This window comes from Gorillibacterium sp. CAU 1737 (assembly GCF_039888655.1).
GTDB lineage: Bacteria > Bacillota > Bacilli > Paenibacillales > NBRC-103111 > Gorillibacterium.
Genome location: NZ_JBDQQO010000001.1, coordinates 237,345 through 259,894, shown reverse-complemented (window position 1 = coordinate 259,894; position 22,550 = coordinate 237,345). Strand labels below are relative to the sequence as shown.

Here is a 22,550-nt window from a genome sequence, read left to right as displayed (position 1 = left end):
GCCACTAGAGGAACACACTAACTCCATTCTTTCCCGAATTCTGGAGGAACTATGGAGCCCAATCCACAAGACATCCCAATTGATCCCAAGTTATCGGTTACCCTGCCCAAGCTGAAGGTGCTGTTCGCAGACAGCTCCGACGTCGTCATCCACCCGTTTCGGGTGGATCGATCCCTTGACGGGCTGCTTGTCTATGTGGAAAATCTCTCGGACATGGAACGCCTCGAACGAGGCGTTCTTCAGCCGTTACGCGGACTTACCCGTGAGGAAGTCCTCACCGAAGGCTTCCTCGAAGCCAATCTTCCGATCGGCAAGGTTCAAGCGGTGACCAAGCAAAAAGAAGCGGTGATGAGCATCCTGAGCGGAAACCCCGTGTTATTCGTTGACGGGCTTCCTTATGCGCTGACCCTCGGGCTCGCTTCGTGGAACCAGCGCTCCATTGAACAATCCTCAGGGGAGAACGTGGTACGCGGCTCTCAGGAATCCTTCGTCGAAACATTGGCAACCAATCTGTCTATTCTCCGCAGACGGCTGCGAACTCCCAATCTGAAGACGCCGACGGTTACGACCGGTCTTCTGGCGGAGACGTCTTTAGCCATTGCCTATTTGCAGCATACAGCTACGCCCGAGTTGGTGGATGAAGTCATGCGAAGGCTTCAAGCCATCCGGTTCGATTCTTTGCTGGAGAGCGGCATGGTAGAGGAGTTGATCCAGGACAACCCCTATTCCCCCTTTCCTCAGTTGCTCTCCACAGAACGACCCGATGTGGTAACGGCCCACCTGCTGGAGGGCCGGGTCGCTATTTTTACGGAGGGAACGCCCTTTGTCCTGATCGCTCCGGGTAATTTCTTCAGCTTCATGCAGTCCCCCGAGGATTATGACAATGCGTGGAAGGGGACGGTAAGCCGCCTCATTCGGTACTTGTTCCTCATCATCGCCCTCTTGATGCCGGCTGCCTATGTGGCGATCGTTACCTTCCATCAAGAGATGATCCCGACGAGCCTGCTTCTGACCATTGCCAACACGAGGGAGCAGATTCCCTTCCCTGTCTTGGTGGAAGCCCTGCTCATGGAGATCATGTTCGAAGCGCTCCGGGAAGCCGGACTCCGTCTGCCCAAGCAGGTGGGGTCTGCGGTCAGCATTGTCGGAGCCCTCGTCATCGGACAAGCCGCCATCTCGGCCGGCCTCGTTTCTCCTCCCATGGTAATGGTCGTTGCGATCACCGGGATCGCCTCGTTCATGGTGCCTCATTATGCCATGAGCATTCCGCTAAGGATGCTTCGATTCCCCATCATGATCATATCCGGTATCCTGGGGTTGGTCGGCTTTGTCCTCGCCTTCGCTGTGGTGATCATTCACATGTTGAGCTTGACCTCGTTCGGGCTACCGTATTTCAGCTTGCAGCGGACAGCCGAACTGGAGGACACCCTCCTGCGCACACGGCTAAACAGGGTCCAGAATCGCACGTTTCTCAGCGGACGGCTGGAAAAGCATCAGTCGATGTTCGAAAAAAACCGTTCATCCAATAACGCTGGCAAAAAGGAGAATGGACGATGAATCGAGGCACCCTCTCCACGGTGCAGCTTATGGTGATGATGTACTTTACCATCGTCACCACCGCGATTTTGGTCGTGCCCGCGAACACGGCAGCCGCCGCGGGAACGGACATGTGGTTTTCCCCGCTCTGGGCGCTGCCTTCCGGTCTCCTGTCCTTCTATGCCGCATACCGCACACACTGCTACTTCCCCGGTTTAACACCGGTGCAGTACTTTCCGAAGATCATGGGCAAATTCATGGGCAAATTGGTCGGAATCCCCTATCTGCTGATCCTCTTCTTCATGTGCTCCTTGGTTGCCCGGGAGTATTCCGAATTCATCACCGGTCCTTTTCTTGACCAGACCCCTATTCTGGTCGTAACCGGCACGGTCATGGCCGTCTGTGCCTACGCCATCTACAAGGGCCCCGTTGTGCTCGGCCGGATGTCCCTCCTCTTCATCTTCCCCTTTGTGGGGTTGCTCCTGCTCGCCGTGATCTTGCTTTATCCTGTCATGGAACCACGAAACGCGCTGCCCATGCTGGAATTTGGGATCATGCCTTCCATACGCGCCTCTTATGTAGCCCAAGGCTGGCTAGCCGAATTTGCTTTCGTGTCCAACTTCCTGCCCATGCTCCCGACCAACAGCAAGCCGTTGAAGCCTATGGTCGGTTCGATCTTGATGGTGATTATTACACTCATTGTCGTGAATACCCTCTCCTTGTTTCTATTCAGTGTCCTAAACAAAGAGCTAAATTTCCCCTTCCTCGTCGCGCTCCGCTTCATCAGCTATGCGAATTTCTTCGAGCACCTGGAAGCGGCAGGTATGGTCATCTGGGTCTCTACGTTAATTGTCAAGCTGTCTGTCTTCTATTACATTGTCGTAACCAATGTGTCGGACTGGTTCGGAATGAAGGATTACCGCCCCCTCATCGTCCCCCTCGGAGGCATCGTTCTCGTTACCTCCATCTTCATGGTTCCCAACCAGGAAACGCTTGCTCGCGTGCTGGCTACCGCGGTTCCGTTCCTGTTCCTCGTGTTCTTCCTTGCCGTTCCCACTCTGGTCTGGTGGTTTGTGGCACTCCGGTCCCGCTTGTCCTCCAAAAAGGCGGCTCCCTCATGAGAAAAGCTATCCGTAGGCTGCTGCTGTCGTTCCTCGTCATCACCATGGCCCTCTGCACGGGAGGCTGCTGGAACCGCAAAGAAGTCAATACCATCATGATCGTGTTAGGTGTCGGGATTGATCGTCTTTCGGATAATCGAGTGGAGGTCACGGTCCAGTTATACAATTCCACAACATCCGGCCCAGGTGGAAACAGCGGCAATCAAGGAGAAGGAAGCGGAGGAGGGAAAATCCAAAGCTCCACCGGACAAACGATGGTAATCAGCGCCTCAGGGACGACCACTTATGATGCAGTCAATCACCTGCAGCGCAAGCTGTCAAGGACGCTGTTTTGGGGACACAGCAAAACCATCATCTTTGGAGAACAGGCCGCCAAGAAAGGCATTAAAATGGATATGGATTTCTTCCTGCGCTTTTCTCAGACAAGGGAGAGAACGAGAGTCCTGGTTGGTAAGGGAACAGCAAGGTCTTACTTGGAGGCAAGACCCTTGGTTGAAGCCACTTCCGCACTAGGGATTATGGTGCTTGTTGAACAGCAGTATGGCATCGATCGCAACCTGAAGGATTTGGCGGAAGGCCTTCTCGGGGAATCCCATGCCGTCGCGCTTCCCCTTCTGCACTTTGAAGGAGGGGTCAATGGAAGAGAAGACATCAAATCCTTACAGGGCTGCGCCCTTATTCATAACGGCTTCATGAAGAGCACGCTGGACACGGAGAAAACGCGGGGGATGTTGTGGGCTGAAAATCACAGTCGGTGGATCAAAATGCCAGTTTCGGTCGGAGAAGGAGAGTTTGTCAACCTTCAACCCTTGCGCAGCACTGCCGGGTTTGAACCGAGCATTGAAAAAGGCGTGTGGAAGCTGGAGGTCGAAATTCGCGCAGAGTTGGTTGTTCTTCAAAATGCATCGGCCTTGACGCTTGATGATCCCCATGTCATCAAAAGAGTGGAGAGGGACGCGAACAAGCTCATCATTCGAGACGTGGAGAAAACAATGAGCGACCTGCAGGAGCTCAACGTGGATGCTCTACAGGTCGCTCAAATGTTCCATCGGAAGTACCCGAAGGAATTCAACAAGGTTCAAAAACAATGGGATAAGGTGTTCCCCACCATTAAAATCACCGCAAAAGCGGAATGCCGCATCGCTCGGACAGGCATGTATACGAATACGTAACGGGAACGGAAGCGACTCAGGAAGGACCAAATTGGGCGGTATGCAGGCGGGCGTAGATGCCCCCGGCTTCCACGAGCTCCCGATGAGGTCCTTCTTCTGCGATGCCCTCTTCCGTTACAACCACAATGCGGTCTGCATTGCGAATCGTCGCAAGGCGGTGTGCGATCACGAGCGTGGTGCGGCCCTCCGACAATTCGGCAAGGGACTGCTGAATGGCCGCTTCCGTCTCCGTATCGAGCGCCGACGTCGCTTCGTCCAGAATGAGGATCGGCGGGTTCTTCAGGAACATGCGAGCAATGGCCATCCGCTGCTTTTGCCCGCCGGACAGCTTCACGCCTCTCTCCCCGATTTCGGTCTCCATCTGATCGGGAAGTTCCCGAATCATGTCATCGAGCTTGGCTCGGCGCGCGGCTTCCCAGATTGCCTCCGTCGATGCGTCCAGATCGCCGTAAGCGATGTTGTCCCGAATCGAGCCGGAGAACAGGAACACGTCCTGCTGCACGATCCCGATCTGTCTGCGGAGCGATTCCAGCGTCATCTGGCGAATATCCAGCCCATCGATGGTGATCGCTCCATCTGTGACATCGTAGAATCGGGGAAGAAGGCTGCACAAAGTCGTCTTCCCGGCCCCGGATGGGCCAACGAAGGCCACTGTTTCTCCGGCATGGATGGACAGCTGGATGCCGTCGAGAATTCGCTTGTCCTGTTCATAGCCAAAGGAAACGTCGCGGAACCGAATGTCTCCCTTAAGCGAGGACACGGCCACCGCATCCGGGGCATCCGCCACATCCGATTCCGTGTCGAGCACCTCCAGGTAGCGCTTGAAGCCCGCCACTCCCTTCGGGTAACTCTCGATTACGTTGTTGATTTTCTCGATCGGGCGGAAGAAGACGTTCGTGAGCAGCAGGAACCCGACGAATTGTCCGTTCGTCAGTTCTCCGCGCAGAACGAACCACGTACCGGCGATCATCACGAACATCGAGACGAGACGCATCATCATATACGTGATGGACGAGCTCTTGGCCATAATCTTATAGGCGAGCAGCTTGGTGATTCGGTATTGGCCGTTGTTCACCGCAAACAGCTTGTTTTCATGGGCTTCGTTGGCGAAAGCCTGCACGACGCGAATGCCGCCGACGGCTTCTTCCACGCGAGCGTTGAAATCCCCCACTTTGTGGAACAGGTTGCGGTAAGTGCCGGTCATTTTCCGGCTGAAGTGGTAGGCGATCCAAACCATGAACGGAATGACCACGAAGGTGAGCAGCGTGAGCGTGGGATGAATCGAGAACATGAGCGCGAACGACCCGATTAAGGTCATGATCGCAATGAACACGTCCTCGGGCCCGTGGTGAGCCATTTCCCCGATGTCATTCAAGTCGTTGGTGATGCGACCGACGAGGTGACCCGTCTTCGTATTGTCGAAGTAACGGAAGGAAAGCTTTTGCAGCTTCTCAAACAGCTTCTTGCGCATGTCGGTCTCGATGTTGACCCCGAGCATGTGTCCCCAATAGGTAACGATAAATTGCAGCAGCGTATTCAGCAGGTATACCCCGAGCAAGCCGACGCATGCGAGGACGATCAGCGACCAATCGCCGCCAGGCAGCAGCTTGTCCACGAATTGGTTGACAGCAAGCGGGAAGGCCAGCTCCAGAAGCCCGGCGACGACCGCGCAGGTAAAGTCCAACACGAATAACCCCTTATAGGGCTTGTAATACGAGAAAAAGCGGCGCAGCGTGTTCATGATTCACTCCTATCTGAAAAAGTACTCTTCATTTCTCTCTACGGTTTGGCTGCTTGCTTGAGCAGGTTCTCTACCGTCTCAAGAGCGGATACGGCGTTATAGGCTTCCATCCGATCGCGATAGACGCCGCGGCTGGACCAGAGCGCCTCCAGCTCGCCCATGAGCGTCTCGCGGGACAGCTCATCCTCGGGAAGAACGGCTGCATAGCCCGCCGTCCGGAATGACTCTGCGTTCAGCAGCTGGTCCCCGCGGCTCGCTCCCTTCGGAAGCGGGATGAGGAGCATGGGCTTGCGAAGCGCAAGAAACTCGAAGATCGAATTCGAGCCCGAGCGGGACACGATGAGATCGGCCATCGCGAGCACATCGGGAAGCTCTTCGTTGATGAACTCGAACTGGACATAGCCCTGTTGATGAAGGGACGGGTCCACCTGGCCCTTGCCCGTCAAATGAATCACTTGGAACCGCTCCAGCAGATCAGGCAGCGCGTCCCGAACCGCTTGATTGATCGCCTTGGAGCCCAGGCTGCCGCCCATGACCAGCATCACGGGAAGCTGGGGGGCCAGGCCGGACAAAGCGAATCCGCGCTCCGCCTTTCCTTGAAACAGCTCGGGTCGGACAATAGCACCCACGCAGAGGCTCTTGTTCTCTGGAAGATGCCGCAGGGTTTCAGGGAACGTCGTACACACCTTTGCGGCAAATGGAATCGAGATCCGATTGGCGAGCCCCGGTGTCAAATCCGATTCGTGGATGATGACGGGAATGCCGCAGAGCCTGGCGGCGAGCACGACCGGAACGGACACAAAGCCGCCCTTGGAGAAGATGACCTTGGGCTTGAGCTTTCTCAGCAGGGAGAAAGCTTGTCCGATCCCTTTGAGGGTGCGGAACGGGTCCTTCAGGTTCTCCCAGGAGCGGTACCGGCGCAGCTTGCCGGTAGAGATCGGATTGTAGCTCACCTCCGGCAGGCGGGCGATAAGCTCCCTCTCGATGCCGCTTGCGGAGCCAATGTAATGAACATCCCAGCCCTCTCGCAGAAAGCAGGGGATGAGCGCGAGATTAACGGATACGTGACCGGCCGAACCGCCGCCGGTAAAAACGATAAGAGGCTTCATGATCTGGACTCCCTCATGCTGGTCAACAAAGTTGTCGATCCATCTCATCACGAGAGGGATCGCCACTTTCGTGATTTTATCACAATTCCTCCCGTTTGCGGACCTGTTTCCAGGCTTCCCTCGCAACTGAATGCAAAAAAGCCGCCGCTTCCCAGGGTCGGGAAGCGGCAGTTCATCATTCTAAGCCCTGTACGGCCTTTATATGGAATTTAGCGATTCAAGTAAACCGTCTTGCCGGTGTTGGCCGATTCGTAGATGGCTTCCAGGATTTCGGATACGACGAGCGCTTGCTCCGGCAGAACGATCGGATCCTTGCCCTCCTGAATGGCTTCAATCCACAGGCGGGCTTCCAGATCGGCATCGGATTCCGTCGTACCCGAGAAGAAGGCAACGCCTCCAGCCTGGGTATCGACCTTCGTCTCCCACAGGCGGCCGAATTCTTCACCGTTCAGGCGCAGCCCGTCTTCCATGTCCGCTCCGCCTTCTGTGCCGCAGAGGGTCACGCGCGCTTCCTTCACGTCGAGGGTATTCAGAGCCCACGAGGCTTCCAGCATGACGCTGGCTCCGTTCTCGAACGTGATCATGCCGAAGGCCGAGTCTTCAACGGTGAACTGGGCCGGGTCCCAAGGACCGAAAGCATTGGCTGCGTTCTCGCGGCCGGACAGCTTGTGGTAGACCGAGCCCAGCACGGCTACAGGCTTGTAGTTGTTCATCGTCCACAGCGTGAGATCAAGCGCATGCGTTCCGATATCGATAAGCGGTCCTCCGCCTTGCTTTTCCCCGTCGAGGAAAACGCCCCAGGTCGGCACGGCACGACGGCGAACGGCGTGTGCTTTGGCGAAGTACACCTCGCCCAGCTTGCCGGATTCCGACGTTCTTTTCAGGTGCAGGCTGTCGGGACGGAAGCGGTTGTTGTAGCCAACCGTCAGCTTCTTGCCGGTACGCTTCGCCGCTTCCAGCATGAGACGAGCGTCTGCCGCTGTCTTGGCCATCGGCTTTTCACACATGACGTGCTTGTCTGCTTCAAGCGAGGCGATCGTGATCGGCGCATGGGAATCATTCGGGGTGCAGACGTGAACGACATCGATGCTGGCGTCCTTCAGCAGCTCTTTATAATCGGTGTATACTTTGGATTCCGGCGTTCCGTACTGCTCCTTGGCCTTCTCGGCACGCTCGATGATAATATCGCAAAAGGCAACCAGTTCAATTTTCTCATTCAGTTTCGTCAGGCTGGGCAGATGTTTGCCGTTTGCAATTCCACCGCAACCGATAATGGCGATTTTTAGCTTTTTCGACATGGACTTGAGTCCTCCTTTTGAGTAAAACGGCTTTATTTCAAGTACAGTTCATACTACAATCAAGTATAGCAAGCGCTCACACAAGCGAAAATGCTTGATCTGGTCGATCTTGTATGTATTTTTGGCATGCGGGGGTGGGGTTATGGAGATCACCAAGGAAAATATCGAATACGAGAACCCGTTTCTCTGCATGAAAATCTTCGAGGCCGACCGTGGAGTCAGCACGCTGGGGAACTGGCATTATCACAAGGAGATGGAGATCCTCGTCGTCCTCACGGGCGAATTCGAGATTCACACCGAGGACGGCTACACGCGCCTGACGGACGGGGACGTCCTGATCATCGGCGCTTATCAGCTCCACCGCGATCGAATTTTGGCGGAAAATGCCCGCTATTATGTTTTCCAATTCGACCTTTCCTATTACATGGATCCGAGTATTCTGCCTTACCATCGGTTGTTCCTGGAGCAGCAGTTCCCGTTCAGCCGTCTGAACTATATTTTTCAGGAGAGCCCGGAAGCGCGGGAGATCGTGCAAGCTTGTGTTCAGGAGATCTATCGGGAGGCTCGCCGTAAGGAAGCCGGGTATGAAATCGCCGTAAGCCTGCTCATCAAAAAAATTCTTCTCGCCTTGCTGCGCAATGATTCGCAGAAGCTGCTCAGCCACCCGGAGAGTGCCGAACTGATGCGGCTGAAGCCAGTGCTCGATTACATTGAGGAGCATATCGAGGACAAGATTCAGGTGAAGGAAGCAAGTCAGATCGCCAACATCAGCTATTATTACTTCGTGAAGTATTTCAAGAAGGTGCTCGGCATGTCGTTCCTCGAATACGTGAACATGAAAAAGATCAAACGAGCGGAACGCTACCTGCTCACCGAGGACATCAGCATTGCAGAGGTCGGGGAGACCGTCGGCATGCCCAACATGGCTCACTTCTACAAGCTGTTCCGAAAGTACAACGGCTGCTCTCCCAATGAATACCGTAAGAAGATGCTGGAATGGTCCAAGTAATTGCAAGAAGAAGAGGCTGCTCTCGGGTACCCGCTCATGCGGGATTCGGAGGCAGCCTTTTTTGACGTGCTGTTAAGAAGGAGACGAGGCATTTCGGGAGCGGTGGATCACAAAGCGAAGGAACTTCTCCGCCGCAGGGGGCAAGTACCGGCCCTCCACCCAAGCGATTCCGATCCGACGGCGGCAGACGGGATGTTTTACCGGGAGAACCGCCACCGCTTCCCGGTTCAAGCTCTTCTGATTGGGGACAATTGCCACACCGAGGCCGGCAGCTACAAACCCTTCAATGGTCGTCACCTCGTCACCCTGAAAGGCGATCGTTGGCTCGAAGCCCGCCTGCCGGCACAATTCATCGGTGATGTGGCGCATCCCGAAGCCTTTCTTAAACGGAATGAACGGTTCGTTCTTGATGTCGCTCAGCAGGATATTCTCTTTACGGGCCAGTGGATGACCCTTCGGCACGATGACGCAGAGCTCGTCCTGCCACAGCTCCTCCCAACGAACATGCGCGGCATTATCTCGCGGAGAAGCCATGCACAGGTCAATGATCCCGTCCTCCAGCTGCTGCAAAAGCCGCGGGGTGCTGTGCTCGTGCAGTTGGAATTGAATATACGGGTTTTCCCGTTGAAACTCGGCAATCAGCCAAGGAATATGCTCATAGCCAAGCGTATGCAGGAACCCGAGCGAGACCTCGCCGTGATCGGGATGCACAAGCCCCTCCAGCTCCTTCACTCCCTCCTGATACTCCCGCATGATGCGGTGCACCCGATCCAGGAACAGCTTGCCGTACCGGTTCAGCTGAATGGAACGGCCGCTGCGTTCAAAGAGCGGAACGCCGAGCTCATGCTCCAATCGTGCAATAGAACGGCTCAACGCAGGCTGTGAGATGGACAACGCCTCCGCCGCCATCGTCATGTGCTGCAAACGGGCGACGGTCTCGAAATATTCAAGCTGCTGCCACTCCATGGGGCGCCTCCATTCATAACCTGAACGCTATCATTTTCATGTAAAACATGCATTGGACGCTTCCATTATAGCGGCACTATACTGAGCATTGTCAATCGATATCCAATCAAATCCAATCCCAGCACCTACCTGCTCTGTGTCGGACCAAAGGAGATCATCCAGATGGATTATGTGGAACTAGGCAGCCGGACTCACCGGCGAGCCGCAACCGGTATGCTGCTCGGCAGCATCGTCAGCTTTGCGATCATGTACAGCCCTCAGCCTCTGATCAGTCTCTTCTCAAAGGAGTACGGCATCTCACCGGGAACGGCAGGCCTCTCGGTCTCCGTTACGACGATGGCGCTGGCGGTCAGCCTGCTGTTCGTCTCCATTCTATCGGGACGTTGGGGTCGCAAGACGATCATGAGCGTATCGCTTCTGTCCACTTCCATTCTGGCCATCGCCTCCGCGTTCGTGCATGACTTCCATCTGTTCCTCGTGCTGCGCTTCCTTCAGGGGGTCAGCGTGGCCGGCTTCCCTGCTGTCGCCATGGCGTATTTGAATGAGGAGTTTTCCCCCAAAGCCATCGGCAAGGTGATGGGCATCTACGTAGCCGGAACCTCGATCGGCGGCTTCGTCGGCCGGATCGTCATCGGCGCGCTGACTGACCTCTTCTCCTGGCAGATCGCCCTCATCATACTCGGGCTTATCAGCCTCTTGTGCAGCCTATGGTTCTGGCTGTACCTTCCGGCTTCGCGCAACTTCGTGCCCAAGGAAATTTCATTCTCTTCATGGTGGAAGGAAATGCTCACCACGCTGACCAACCGCAGGCTGCTTCGCCTGTTCGGAATCGGATTTCTCCTGATGGGTGCTTATATCTCCGTATTGAACTACATCGGTTACCCGCTCATGCATGCTCCCTACAACCTGAGTCAGACGGTGTTCGGCTTCCTGTTCGTCGTGAACCTGGGCGGAACGTACAGCTCGCTCCTGTTCGGACGGCTCGCGGATCGCCTTCCGCGGGCACACGTGATCAGCATCGCCCTCGCGATTCTGACCACCGGCGTGCTGTTGACCCTTCACCCGCTGCTCGCCCTCAAGATCGTCGGCGTGGCGCTCGTTGCCTTCGGCTTCTTCGCTGCCCACTCTGTGACGAGCGGCTGGGTCGGTCTCCTCTCCGACCAGGGCTGCAAGGCGCATGCCTCCTCCTGGTACCTGTTGTTCTATTACGGCGGCTCCAGCCTTATCGGCTGGTCGAGCGGCTCCTTCCTGAGCGAGTACCATTGGAGCGGGCTCGTCTATTATCTGTGCGGGCTGATTGCGCTCATCTTCCTGCTGGCCTACCGTTCCGGCACCGCGAGACCGTCCGCCGCAAAGCCGCTTTCGCGCAAACCGCTCCCGCGCAAGATCGGACATGCATAACCCGTTAGCGTAACGAGAGCAAATTATTTTCTTGCTAAGTACAAATCAATCGTATCATAAACAAATAGTACATCACCAAATTGTATAATGGCTTCTTTAATTTCATTTTCAACCGATTCTTTTAGGGTCGAGGGCATGCTTCTATGGTCTGAATATGTATTTAGTAATGCAATATAGTCATTCGAAGAAAATGTTCTAGTCAAATGATAAAACTTGACCACGACATCTCGAAATCCATAAGTTTGAATAGTCTTGGAAATAGTGGTATATCTTTCAGTGTCAGCTTCTATCATTTTGGTAGTTGAAGGTCTATATTTTTGATAAATGCCTTGAATCTTCTGATGTAACTCGTCATTTTCTCGTGCTACAAATGGTTTGTTCCAAAATAATGCTAGTGTTCCATCGGTTTTTAGTAATCGATAGACTTTAGGATAACCTATTTCATCTGAAATCCAATGAAATGCAGTAGCTGAATAAATGATATCGATACTTTCATCTGGACATTCAAATTCTTCAAATGGAGTATTGCACACCGCAAAATTTTCATACTCTTGAAACTTTACTTTTGAATATTCTGCAAGGTTTTTTCCTAATTCAATTGCTGTTAACTGACAGCCTGTTTCCAAAAAAGGTCTTGTAGCTTGACCTGTTCCAACACCAATTTCAATTGCTTTTTTGTCTTGCTCCATTTGAGAATACTCCATAATATCTATGAATAATTCATCACAATATGTCGGTCTCCATCTGTCGTAATTCTTCACATCCTCATTAAATGTTAATCGCAGATCCATTCCATACACCCCTCAAAAATTAGTTTTGGATACGGTACACGCCTTTCGCATAGGAACAGGAACTGAAAAAAACCGGGCGGATTTCGCCCGGCTTTCTCTTATTTCTTCACCGTGCCGATTAGCTTGTAGCCGACCCCGCGGATCGAGTCGATCTGCACCGACTCCTGATTCATCTCCAGCTTCTTGCGAAGAGAGCTTACGTGAACATCGACCGTTCGCTGACCCCCGATATAATCGAAGCCCCACACCACGTTCATCAAGTCGTCTCTCGTGATCACGACCCCCGGCCTTTGCACGAGGTAGAGCAGAACCTCGAATTCCTTCGGCCGAAGCGGAATGGCTTCCCCATGAAGGTGAACCTCGTATTTCTCGGGGTAGATCTGCAGGTCTCCGACCTGGATTACCTTCTCGTCGTTCTCCTCCGCATTCAATCCATCATCGGGATGGACGCGCCGAAGTACGGCTGCAACGCGAGCCAGAAGCTCGGCGACACCAAACGGCTTTGTGATGTAATCGTCTGCGCCATGGCGCAATCCCTGCACCACTTCCTCTTCGGCATTGCGGGCGGTCAGGATGATGACCGGCGTCGTGCAGCTCTGCCGACGAAGCTGGCTCAGCACCTCAAAGCCGTTCATTCCGGGCAGCATGATATCAAGGATGATGAGGTCAAAGGAATGGCGAAGGGCGAGCTGAAGCCCCTCTCCGCCGTGATCCACCGCTTGCACCTGGTAGCCTTCCTGCTTGAGATTGTACGTGAGGAGGCGAGACAGCGTGGGCTCGTCCTCCACAACCAAAATTTCATGAGACATGACCGATCCTCCGATCACTGGCATTCTTCGGGATTCATCCCCTTATTGTACCATACAACAGGGTGCATGATTATTGATGGATAACAGGCAGCTCGATGATGAAGGACGAGCCCACGCCGACCGTGCTTTCCACGCGAATGGTTCCCCGGTGCAGCTCCACCAGATGCTTGACGATGGAGAGACCGAGGCCGGTCCCGCCTGAGCTGCGGGAGCGTGCTTTGTCCACCCGGTAAAAGCGCTCGAAGATGCGCGGCAGGTCCTTCTTCGGGATGCCGATTCCGGTATCGGATACCGTAATCCGCACACGGTCATCCTGCTCGTCGATTGCACCCGGCAAATGCTCCGCACGTACGTGAAGCTCGCCGCCCTCCGGTGTGTAGCTGATCCCGTTGGAGAACAGGTTGAGCAGAATTTGACGGAGGCGATCCTCATCTGCCTCCAGGTAGAGCGGCTCATTCAATCGGAGATCCAGATGAATCCGCTTCTTGTCCGCCTCCTTCTGCACCATTCTCAACGAGGAATGCAGGAAGTCGTTCAGATCGATCGGCGAGAAGGCAAGCGGAACGCGACGGGACTCGATCTTGGACAGCTCCAGAATATCCCCGATCAGCCGATTGAGCCGTTCACTCTCGTCATAGATGATCTTCACAAAGGCATGAGCGGTCTCTTCGTCGTCAAGCGCTCCATTCAGCAGCGTCTCTGCAAAGCCCTTGACGGCAGCGATAGGCGTCTTCAATTCGTGGGAAACATTCGCCACAAATTCGCTTCTCATCTTCTCCAAGCGGCGGAAAGCGGTAATGTCGTGCAAGACAACAAGCGCCGCGGCCATCCCGCCCTCTCCGTCCAACACCGGCGTCATGTTGACCTCCATGATTCGCTCCTCCGGGAAGTAGAACACCATCTCATCCCGAAGCGTCTCTCCCGTGGACAGGCAGGTCTGGATGAGGCGAGAGAACTCATACTGCTGGTTCGCGGCCGTATAGGCATGATTCAACAACTCCTCGGCCGTGAAGCCGAGGAATTCCTCCGCCTTCCGGTTCAACAGCATGATCCGCTCCTCGCGGTCAATCATGATGATGCCGCTCTGCATGCTGTCCATGACGCTCTGCAGACGGCTCTCGTTCTCCACGATTCGGCCGAGCTGCGTCTGCAGGCTCTCCGCCATCGTATTGATGGCGTGGCCGAGCTGGCCCACCTCGTCGCGTCCACGGATCTCCACCCGCGAGCGGTAATCGAGGTTGGTGATCTGCTGCGCCACACGGGTGATCTTCTCAAGCGGCCGGGTCAAGCTCCGCGCAATGCGGTAGCTGATGATCCCGGCGATCAAGACGAGGGCCGCAAGCCCAGCCAGCAGGAAGAGCCAGAATCGGCGAAGAGACTCTTCGACGTCCTTCAAGCTCATGGCCAGCCGGATATAGCCGACCACCTTCCCGGATGGATCGGCCACCGCTTCGGAGGCGTACATCATGTTCTGCTTCAAGGTGGCGCTGTGGCGGACCGCGTAGCCGGTCTTACCGATGCCAGCCTCGCGAATTTCCTCGCGATCCAGGTGATTGCCCATATCATGGACGTTGTGGTCCGAGTCGCCGAGCACCTTGCCGTCCGCTCGAATATACGTGACCCGTGAGCCGGCAGACTCTCGAAGCTCCTGGATCTTCGACGTGTAATACGCCTCCGTCTCCGCTTCGGTACCGGTCCGCGCCCAGTCAGAGGTAGCCAGGAGAACGCGAATTTCCCGGTCCATGTTGGTTTCGAGGGAAGCCATGTAGCTGTTGCGCAAGAGCTGGGCGGAGAACAAGCCGGCTGTAAGCACGGATACTCCGATGAGGAGCAGGAATACGAGAGTCAACCTCGTCCGGTACCGCATGAGGCGGCCCCCCTTTTATCATTCATCTGGAAGCCTGTAGCGGCTTTTGCCGCAGGCCGTCTGCACCAGTATAACGGATACTCATTCCGTCATTGTTAAGTGATTGTAAACGGTGCGTAAAAACTGGAGCCCCCTCGTTTGTCAAAGGAAGGCCCGTCTTTTATAATGAATAAGCATTTGGAATTTCCATCGAGAAGGGAGTTCTCCCATGAAGCGCGTCGCTCTCGGTATTTTGGCGGGTCTTGTGCTCACAAGCCTGCTGCTGGCCCACCCCAAGCTACTGGGTGCCAAATCCACCTATCGCAATCAAGTGGCTGTCCTGATGTACCATCATATCGCGGATGACAATACGAGCTCCTCCACCATCACCACTCAGCTGTTCCGCGAGCAGCTTGCTTACCTGAAGCAAGAGGGCTATCAATTCGTCTCCATGCAGCAGGTGGAGGATTTCCTGAACGGTGCTTCCCTTCCGGACAAAGCGGTGCTCGTCACGTTCGACGACGGCTATGACAGCTACTACCGGCTCGGGCTGCCCATCATGAAGGAAATGAACATTCCCTCCATTAACTTTATCATCACTTCGCATCTCCGGCAAAAGCAAACCTCCGGCATTCCCGCCCTCCGTGCGGAGACCATCCGCACGATGCTCGCTGAAACCGAGCTGGCCGAGGTCGGGTCTCATACGGACAACCTGCACAAGCAGGCGGATGGCAAGCCGCTCTTGATCGCACGCCTCAAGCAAGAGGACGGAACGAAGGAGACGGAAGCGAAGTACGAGGAGCGCATCCGCTCCGATCTCAAGGCTTCGCACGAAGCGCTGCAGCAGGTCAATTCAAGAACCCAGAATGTCATGGCTTATCCGTACGGCGTCTTTGATCAGAACTCCCTTCGCCTCATACAAGAAAGCGGGATTGAGTATGGCTTTACCATAGCACCCGGCATGGTAACCCAATCGAGCAAGCCCTATCAGCTTCCCCGCATCAACGCAGGGAGTCCCGATATCACCCCGGAGAAGCTGGACAAGCTCATTCAGAACCGCATCGTGCTTCCTCTCAACAAATGAAAAAAGCTGACGAACCAGGAGCCACTCGGATGGACCCTTGGATCGTCAGCTTTTTTTACAACTTACACGAGAGCAACAACTACATTCTCATCCCTGTCATATTTCCCGATGTGTACTTCCCAAGTCCCCGGTAGAAGAACCAAACCGCAAACCCGGAAATGCCTATTGCGAAGCCGAGTGCTCCCAGCAGGAACGGAACATCCACAGAAGCCTTAAGCAGCTTCAACGGCAAAAAGCTTACGAAGCCCGCAGGAATAAGCGTGAAGAGAAGCGCTTTGCCCAACCCCTTGAAGATATCGGTCGGGTAAACCGTGAACGTAACCAGCGAGTCAAAGAGCATGCCGGAAAGCCCTTCCGTATTCCCCAGATAGAACGCAAGCGACCCGAGAAGAAGCATCACCCCGAAGAAGATCAGGAAGGAGATGAGCAGAGCAAGCATGAATTTCGCGAAGCCCAGCAAGCTCACATCTCCCGCCCAGAAATAGACCAGGAAAGAGAAAAGCAGGTCGCCTACCGCACTCACGTGCATACGGGAGGCCAACACGTTCAGCAGAACCGGCTTGGGCTGCGTGAGATAGGCATCCACTTGCCCAGTTGCAATCAGGTTAGGGAGCCGAAGCACGTTGCCGAAGAAGGTTGCCAGAAGGCCGAAGCCGCCGGCGCTGATCGCCCACATGAGCATGACATCGTTCAGGCCCCAGCCATTCACGAGCTGAAACCGGTCGAAATAAACCCACCAGAAGAACAGCCAGACCGCGTTGTTGATCATCATCGTGCCCACCGTGATCAGGAAGCTGAAGCGAAACTCCATGGCACCCGCCAGATTGAGCTTCCAGCAGAGCTTGATGAAGGAGAGGGTTTTAGCCGCCGTTGACATGAAGCTTTTTCACTCCTTTCCCATACAGAAGCAGTGCCAGAGCGCCCAGCAGGAGGATCCACCCGAGCTGAGTGGCGAGCATACGCGGCAGCTCGGAAGCATCCAACGCCACGGCCATCTTCGCCGGATAGTACAAGACTGTCTGAAAAGGAAGCCATTCGCTCACCCGGCGAAGCAGCGGCGGGAAGATGTCGAGCGGCATCATCATTCCCCCGATGGTGAACAGCAGCTTCCGGTAAACGAACTCCAGGCCTCTCGTCTCCTCGATCCAGAAGGCGCACAAGGCAATCATCAGGTTCAGCAGGAAATTGACGGTGAAGGAGCCGAGGGAAACCGCCAGTAGACCGAGCCAGCCCATGCCGAAGGAGGGAAACCCGAGTACGACAAGCCCGAGCACAAACCCGACAAGCAGGTTTACTCCAAGGCGGAAGTACACTTCGCCCAAATAAGCCGAGTAATGATAGCCGATGTAATGAACGGGCCGGATTAACCGGTACCCTACATCGCCGGATTTGACCTCCTCCTCGATACGGCCAGACAGGCTCGGTGTCGCCAAGGTGATCGACTCGGAGATGATCAGATACCAGATCATTTGAGTGAAGGTGTATCCGGCGATCGTTCGTCCTTCCCCGCTGTAGGTGGCTCCCCAGAGCTGCATGAAGACGTAGATGATGATGACCAGAAAGGAGGTCCGCATGAGGAAGTCCATGATATACGCGACCTGATTCTTGATGGTTACTTTGCCGATGGCGGTGTATTTGCCAAAAGCCGATTGGACGGCGGCTCTCATGCCAGCTCCCCCTCTCTCCTACATCGTTCTTTTAGCTCATCGTTCTGCGAATCCCGCGAATAGATGAAGGTGATGATCTCCTCCATCGCCGGGTCTTCGATGGTGATGTCGACAATGCGCCAATCCTGTACCATTCGCCCAAGGAGTTCATCCATGGAGATCAAAGTGGTGTCAACCGATAACCGGATGCCCGTGCCTTTGCGCTTCACGACCTCAACGCCGGGCAGTTGGAGATCGGGTGCTTCTTCTCGCAGCTTCAGGTGAAGGGTCTTCTTCCCGAGAAAATCGCGCTTCATGTTCCCGACCGAATCGTCCAGAATGACCGTTCCGTGGTTGATGACGATGACCCGCTTGCACAGCTGTTCCACATCGCCCGGATCGTGAGAGGTTAGAAACACCGTGGTTCCCTCCTCGCGATTCAGCTCCCGGATCAGTTCCCGAATGCGCTGCTTGACTACGACGTCGAGGCCGATCGTCGGCTCGTCGAGGAACAGGACCTCCGGTCGGTGAAGCAGTGAGGATGCAATTTCGCAACGCATGCGCTCGCCGAGTGAAAGCTTGCGGACCGGCGTCTTCAGATAAGGTCCCAGCTCAAAGCGATCGACAAGGAGCTGGCGCCTCGCCAAGAAGTCCGCCCGCGGAAGGTCATAGATGCGGCCCATGAGCTCGAACGTATCCTCCGGCGGCAGGTGGTACCACAGCTGAGACTTCTGCCCGAAGACGCAGCCGATCTTGTAGGCGAGCTGCTTTCGGTCTTTCCACGGACAGAACCCCAGCACATCGGCTGTACCGGCGGAAGGGTGGAGAATCCCCGACAGCATCTTGATGGTCGTTGACTTGCCAGCCCCGTTCGGGCCTAGAAAGGCAAGCGTCTCTCCCCGATTCACCTCAAAGCCGATGGAATGAACCGCCTGTTTCTCCTGGAACCGCGGATGAAAGAGCGACCGAACGCTGCCCGATAAACCCGGTTCCTTGTCCTTGACGCGAAACGTCTTCGTTAATCCTTCCACTTGAATGACTGCCATGTGATGCCCCCCTTATTTTGGTTCCAAATCCACTTTCTTGCACTAAAGTCAAAAAGACCTCCGGCCGTTCCGCCCGGTATGGCGGAACTTGCCGAAGGTCTTTTATCCCTACGGTGTAGCGCCAGCGTATCGCGGCGGCGCCTGGCTTCGCTCGGTCCGCCTGCAGCAAGCTGCGCGGCCCTAGAAGCCCTTCCCCTTTGATTGTTCAACATACTATCATGTTTTTTCCAGAGGAGCAACGATTTTTTACATGTCTTGTCAGGTATTACAATCGTCCTTCCAGAGAAGACAGATTCAATAGATAACGCTCGCTGCATGATCTTCGCAAGCCTGATCTTCTTGAGCCTATGGACAGCCAGCCCGTGTGCTCTCTCATACTCTGCAGCTATAAGCCGCTATGAGTCGCTGTGAGCCTCTGCTCGTCCAGCGCCTTTCCCGCGCTGAAGGTTCCGAAGGTCGCGCCACTGGATCAAGCGGATGTTCTCCTCCTGGAGGACAGCTTGGACCAGCGGATCGCGAAAGACATGGAATTCCATCTCGCGTCTTGCTGCATGCTCGTGAATCGCGGCAAGCTCCTCCGTCGCTCTTGCCGGATGAAGGATGATCTCACTCACCCCCGGCTGCATGGAGCGGATCAGCTCCACCATCTGATTCCGAAAGGACTCGTATGCTTCTTCGGGTTCGGTTGAGAACGGCAAAGCCCGTATATAGTCGACGATTACGACTCCCCTCTCATCCGCCATCCCGGCCTGCTCCCGGGTTCGTTCCACCAGCTCCGGCGAAGGGAGCTCACCGGGAGAAACACGCGGATGGCGGGACATCCGAAACGGCAGCCCGTATTCGCGGCACAGATCAAGCACCGGATGCAGGAAATGACGGCCGGTAGCCGGCCCGTATACACTCAGCATGTGATTATCCAGGTGCGTCACATCAACGCCCATCCGCAGCGCAAGCTCGATTTGATTGCGCAATTCCCGGGCAAGCTGGCCATCTTCGGCGTTTTGCTCGATAGGCAGAACAGATTCAGGAAAATACCCTTCTTGTGTAACAAGGGAATCTGTTGCGGCATCCCGTGTGACCGGTCCCCACTTGTAGGCGGCCCACTCACTCGTCAACGTAAGATGCACGCCCACGTCGATATTCGGATGGGATGCGCTCCAGAGCGCCGCTTCCTTTGCCCAGGGACAAGGCATCATGAGGGTCGTGGAGGAGATCGCTTTCTCCTCCAGAAGCTGCTTGATGGCTTCATTGCCGGCCCGGCACATGCCGAAATCGTCTGCATTGACCAGGAGGAGACGGTCCTCCGGTCCATACCCCAACGCTTCTCCTACCTTCATGCCGATCATCCTCTCTTGAGCTGTTACCCGTGCTCATGCTCATACTTGAAACTACGGTTCCAGCCGCTCTTCAGTTTAGCACAAAATGGCTTGACTGGCCCCCAAGGGTTCACCCTACAATGGCTTCAGAGGTGATGATCCCATGTTGATGCACGAGCTGTGCAAGGAGTGCGGACTGACCAAGAAAGCCATTCACTATTACCTGGAGCAAGGCTTATTGAGCGCGGAAAAGGATGAGAGCGGCTACTACCGGTTTACAACCGAGGACGCGATACGATTGAGAGAGGTGGCCCTCCTCCGCAAGCTGGGAGCCGGCATTCCGATCATTCGGCAGATCCTCGACGCAGAGAACAAGGAGCAAGCGCTGCGGGGGTTCCGCGAACAGGTCGTCAGCGAATTCGCTCGGCGAAAAGCGCAAGAAGAGGTGATTGCGTTTTGGCTCGATCATCCGGATGATATCGAGAGAGCCCGCCGCTATGCCGAGGAGACACTGGATGAGTCGCTCAGCGTAGGTCAGCGCCTTACGCTTGCTTTTCCCGGAAGCTATGGCCTTCTCCTCCGTTTTCACTTCGGCTCCTTCCTGCTGGAGCCGCTCCGTACCGACCAACAAAAGCAAGCCTATACCGAGATCGTTTCGTATCTGGATCAGGTGGAAGCTGCCGGGTTTCCAGAGGACTTGGCCCGTGAGCTGGAGGCTGCATTCGAGGGGTTAACGGAGGATGACCTCAAAGCCATCATGGAGAATCGCAATCGGCAAATCGAACATGTGGATACCTTCCTGCAGGAAACAGGGCCAGACTTGTCCGCCTATATCGCCTATCAACAAACAGAGGAGTTTCGATCCAGTCCAGCTTACCGCCTCCAGCAGCAGCTCACCGCCTTCCAGCAAGCGACCGGCTATAAAGAGCGTTTCCTCGCCAACCTGTGCATACTGAGTCCCTCCTATCAGGTTTTCTGTGAACAGATGGCTGCGGCCAATGAGAAGCTGTTGGAGATGTACCCGGAGGCGAAGAACCTGATTTGAGAATACCCTACCGGTTCCAGACAACGAAAGCCCTCGCTTCTCCGTAATTCCGGAGAGGCAAGGGCTTTCGTTATTCATCACTTTGATTATTAAATAAGAATAACTCTTGCATCCAGATGAAGAATAAGACGCGGTGAACGCGTCTTGTTCTTTTCCCGATCGAGCCGCATGGCCGACCCGGGCCGCTCCCCCAGCTTACCCGGTCGGATGCTGCGGCACCGCTATTCTTATCAAGGGCATGCGTCCCTTCCGTCTTATCTTCCCTGTAGTCTTAGCGTTACTTGCCTTGCTGCATATGATGGATGACGGCATCGGCGAATTCAGAGGTCTTCACCTTCGTCGCCCCTTCCATCAAGCGAGCAAAATCATAGGTTACGGTCTTGGCATCAATGGACTTCTCCAGCCCCTTGTAGATCAAGTCCGCTGCTTCCTGCCAGCCCAGATGCTCCAGCATCATGACGCCTGACAGGATAACCGAACCCGGATTCACCACGTCTTGATCCGCGTATTTCGGCGCCGTACCATGCGTCGCTTCGAAGATGGCGTGCCCCGTCACGTAGTTAATGTTTGCGCCGGGGGCAATTCCGATCCCGCCCACCTGTGCAGCCAGGGCATCGGACAAGTAATCGCCGTTCAGATTCAACGTGGCGATGACATCGAAATCCTTTGGCCTGGTAAGCACCTGTTGGAGGGTTATGTCGGCGATCGCATCCTTGATGATGACCTTGCCGGCGTCTTCCGCGGCCTTTTGCGCTTGATCCGCCGCTTCCGTACCCGATTCCGCCTTGATGCGGTCATATTCGTTCCAGGTGAAGGTCTTGTCGCCGAATTCCTTCTCGGCCAACTCGTAGCCCCAGTTCTTGAAGGCGCCTTCCGTGAACTTCATGATGTTCCCCTTGTGGACAAGGGTCACGCTCTTGCGGTCATGCTTGATCGCATACTCAATGGCTGCGCGCACAAGCCGCTCGGAGCCTTCTCGCGAAACCGGCTTGATGCCGATGCCGGACGTCTCCGGGAAGCGAATCTTGTTCACGCCCATCTCTTCCTGAAGGAAGCGAATGACTTTCTTCACTTCTTCGGAGCCTTCCTTGTATTCGATCCCGGCGTAGATATCTTCCGTGTTCTCCCGGAAGATGACCATATCGACATGCTCCGGATGTTTGACCGGAGATGGAACTCCATCAAAGTACCGGACGGGACGCAGGCAGACATAGAGATCCAGCTCTTGGCGCAGGGCCACGTTCAGCGAGCGAATCCCGCCTCCGATCGGTGTTGTGAGCGGTCCCTTAATCGCGACAATGTACTCATCAATGGCCGTCAGCGTATCCTTAGGCAGCCATTCTCCAAACTCGTTGAATGCTTTCTCACCGGCAAATACTTCGTACCAGGCGATCTTCTTTTGCCCGCCGTAAGCGATGTCAACGGCTGCATCGAGTACACGGCGAGAAGCTTTCCAAATGTCGCGCCCCGTTCCATCCCCTTCGATGAACGGAATGATCGGATGATTCGGCACCTTCAGCTTGCCGGACTCAATCGTAATGCGTTCTCCTTCCGTTGGAAGGGCGTACTTTTCAAATTGCGGCATCTCCACTTATCCTCCTTGAAAATCGGCAG

At 55.1% G+C, this 22,550-nt stretch carries 19 protein-coding genes; 7 read left to right on the top strand and 12 right to left on the bottom strand.

All coding sequences use genetic code 11. The annotated features are described in order from the left end of the window. Window positions 1–51: 51 nt before the first annotated feature. From AAFN83_RS01175 to AAFN83_RS01165, 3 genes are read left to right on the top strand one after another with little or no spacing between them, the layout of a single operon-like run. Complete coding sequence (locus tag AAFN83_RS01175; protein WP_347766518.1) at window positions 52–1,557, top strand: spore germination protein; 1,506 nt, start codon at window positions 52–54, stop codon at window positions 1,555–1,557. Beyond that, the gene (locus tag AAFN83_RS01170; RefSeq protein ID WP_347766516.1) at window positions 1,554–2,657 is read left to right on the top strand and encodes a GerAB/ArcD/ProY family transporter; all 1,104 of its coding nucleotides are present in this window, start codon (window positions 1,554–1,556) and stop codon (window positions 2,655–2,657) included. The genes AAFN83_RS01175 and AAFN83_RS01170 overlap by 4 nt, the downstream gene beginning before the upstream one ends. Then, window positions 2,654–3,829 carry a Ger(x)C family spore germination protein gene (locus AAFN83_RS01165; RefSeq protein ID WP_347766514.1) on the top strand — a complete coding sequence of 392 codons (1,176 nt, stop codon included), beginning with the start codon at window positions 2,654–2,656 and terminating at the stop codon, window positions 3,827–3,829. Before AAFN83_RS01170 ends, AAFN83_RS01165 begins: the two co-directional genes overlap by 4 nt. A gap of 16 nt (window positions 3,830–3,845) precedes the next feature. Here AAFN83_RS01165 and AAFN83_RS01160 read toward each other — a convergent pair whose 3' ends face one another. The 3 genes from AAFN83_RS01160 to AAFN83_RS01150 all read right to left on the bottom strand — a co-directional run bounded on the left by AAFN83_RS01160 (window position 3,846) and on the right by AAFN83_RS01150 (window position 7,977). Then, window positions 3,846–5,570 (bottom strand): ABC transporter ATP-binding protein, encoded by a 1,725-nt coding sequence (locus tag AAFN83_RS01160; protein ID WP_347766513.1) that lies wholly within the window; start codon window positions 5,568–5,570, stop codon window positions 3,846–3,848. A 38-nt stretch (window positions 5,571–5,608) separates the two neighbouring features. Continuing rightward, a complete protein-coding gene (locus AAFN83_RS01155) occupies window positions 5,609–6,679 on the bottom strand; it encodes an undecaprenyldiphospho-muramoylpentapeptide beta-N-acetylglucosaminyltransferase (RefSeq protein ID WP_347766511.1) in 1,071 nt (356 codons plus the stop codon). A 209-nt stretch (window positions 6,680–6,888) separates the two neighbouring features. After that, on the bottom strand, window positions 6,889–7,977 hold the full coding sequence (locus AAFN83_RS01150; RefSeq protein WP_347766510.1) for a Gfo/Idh/MocA family protein: 1,089 nt from the start codon (window positions 7,975–7,977) through the stop codon (window positions 6,889–6,891). Window positions 7,978–8,119: 142 nt separating this feature from the next. Here AAFN83_RS01150 and AAFN83_RS01145 point away from each other — a divergent pair, with 142 nt between their 5' ends. Further along, complete coding sequence (locus AAFN83_RS01145) at window positions 8,120–8,986, top strand: helix-turn-helix domain-containing protein (protein ID WP_347766508.1); 867 nt, start codon at window positions 8,120–8,122, stop codon at window positions 8,984–8,986. Window positions 8,987–9,058: 72 nt separating this feature from the next. On the opposite strand, the gene AAFN83_RS01140 is transcribed toward AAFN83_RS01145, so the two are convergent. After that, entirely contained in the window at window positions 9,059–9,952 is an 894-nt protein-coding gene (locus tag AAFN83_RS01140; protein ID WP_347766507.1) for a LysR family transcriptional regulator, read from the bottom strand. Window positions 9,953–10,114: 162 nt separating this feature from the next. Between AAFN83_RS01140 and AAFN83_RS01135 the strand changes: the two genes are divergently transcribed. Beyond that, window positions 10,115–11,353, top strand: coding sequence for an MFS transporter (locus AAFN83_RS01135; protein WP_347766506.1), 1,239 nt, complete (start codon window positions 10,115–10,117; stop codon window positions 11,351–11,353). A 23-nt stretch (window positions 11,354–11,376) separates the two neighbouring features. On the opposite strand, the gene AAFN83_RS01130 is transcribed toward AAFN83_RS01135, so the two are convergent. From AAFN83_RS01130 to pnpS, 3 genes are all read right to left on the bottom strand, one after another. Beyond that, window positions 11,377–12,144 carry a class I SAM-dependent methyltransferase gene (locus AAFN83_RS01130; RefSeq protein ID WP_347766504.1) on the bottom strand — a complete coding sequence of 256 codons (768 nt, stop codon included), beginning with the start codon at window positions 12,142–12,144 and terminating at the stop codon, window positions 11,377–11,379. A gap of 98 nt (window positions 12,145–12,242) precedes the next feature. Continuing rightward, entirely contained in the window at window positions 12,243–12,953 is a 711-nt protein-coding gene (locus tag AAFN83_RS01125; protein WP_347766503.1) for a response regulator transcription factor, read from the bottom strand. Window positions 12,954–13,023: 70 nt separating this feature from the next. Further along, window positions 13,024–14,820: a two-component system histidine kinase PnpS gene (gene pnpS / locus AAFN83_RS01120; RefSeq protein WP_347766502.1), complete on the bottom strand. Its 1,797-nt coding sequence runs from the start codon at window positions 14,818–14,820 to the stop codon at window positions 13,024–13,026. 208 nt (window positions 14,821–15,028) lie between these two features. Between pnpS and AAFN83_RS01115 the strand changes: the two genes are divergently transcribed. Further along, on the top strand, window positions 15,029–15,883 hold the full coding sequence (locus tag AAFN83_RS01115) for a polysaccharide deacetylase family protein (RefSeq protein WP_347766501.1): 855 nt from the start codon (window positions 15,029–15,031) through the stop codon (window positions 15,881–15,883). A 79-nt stretch (window positions 15,884–15,962) separates the two neighbouring features. Here AAFN83_RS01115 and AAFN83_RS01110 read toward each other — a convergent pair whose 3' ends face one another. From AAFN83_RS01110 to AAFN83_RS01095, 4 genes are all read right to left on the bottom strand, one after another. Then, entirely contained in the window at window positions 15,963–16,760 is a 798-nt protein-coding gene (locus AAFN83_RS01110; protein ID WP_347766500.1) for an ABC transporter permease, read from the bottom strand. After that, window positions 16,744–17,550 (bottom strand): ABC transporter permease, encoded by an 807-nt coding sequence (locus tag AAFN83_RS01105; protein ID WP_347766498.1) that lies wholly within the window; start codon window positions 17,548–17,550, stop codon window positions 16,744–16,746. Before AAFN83_RS01105 ends, AAFN83_RS01110 begins: the two co-directional genes overlap by 17 nt. Then, window positions 17,547–18,575, bottom strand: a complete 1,029-nt coding sequence (locus AAFN83_RS01100) for an ABC transporter ATP-binding protein (RefSeq protein WP_347766496.1) — start codon at window positions 18,573–18,575, stop codon at window positions 17,547–17,549. Before AAFN83_RS01100 ends, AAFN83_RS01105 begins: the two co-directional genes overlap by 4 nt. A gap of 395 nt (window positions 18,576–18,970) precedes the next feature. Next, on the bottom strand, window positions 18,971–19,912 hold the full coding sequence (locus AAFN83_RS01095; protein WP_347766495.1) for a polysaccharide deacetylase family protein: 942 nt from the start codon (window positions 19,910–19,912) through the stop codon (window positions 18,971–18,973). Window positions 19,913–20,054: 142 nt separating this feature from the next. Between AAFN83_RS01095 and AAFN83_RS01090 the strand changes: the two genes are divergently transcribed. Beyond that, window positions 20,055–20,936: a MerR family transcriptional regulator gene (locus tag AAFN83_RS01090; RefSeq protein ID WP_347766494.1), complete on the top strand. Its 882-nt coding sequence runs from the start codon at window positions 20,055–20,057 to the stop codon at window positions 20,934–20,936. Window positions 20,937–21,213: 277 nt separating this feature from the next. On the opposite strand, the gene icd is transcribed toward AAFN83_RS01090, so the two are convergent. Next, window positions 21,214–22,521, bottom strand: coding sequence for an NADP-dependent isocitrate dehydrogenase (gene icd, locus AAFN83_RS01085; protein ID WP_347766492.1), 1,308 nt, complete (start codon window positions 22,519–22,521; stop codon window positions 21,214–21,216). Window positions 22,522–22,550 lie beyond the last annotated feature (29 nt).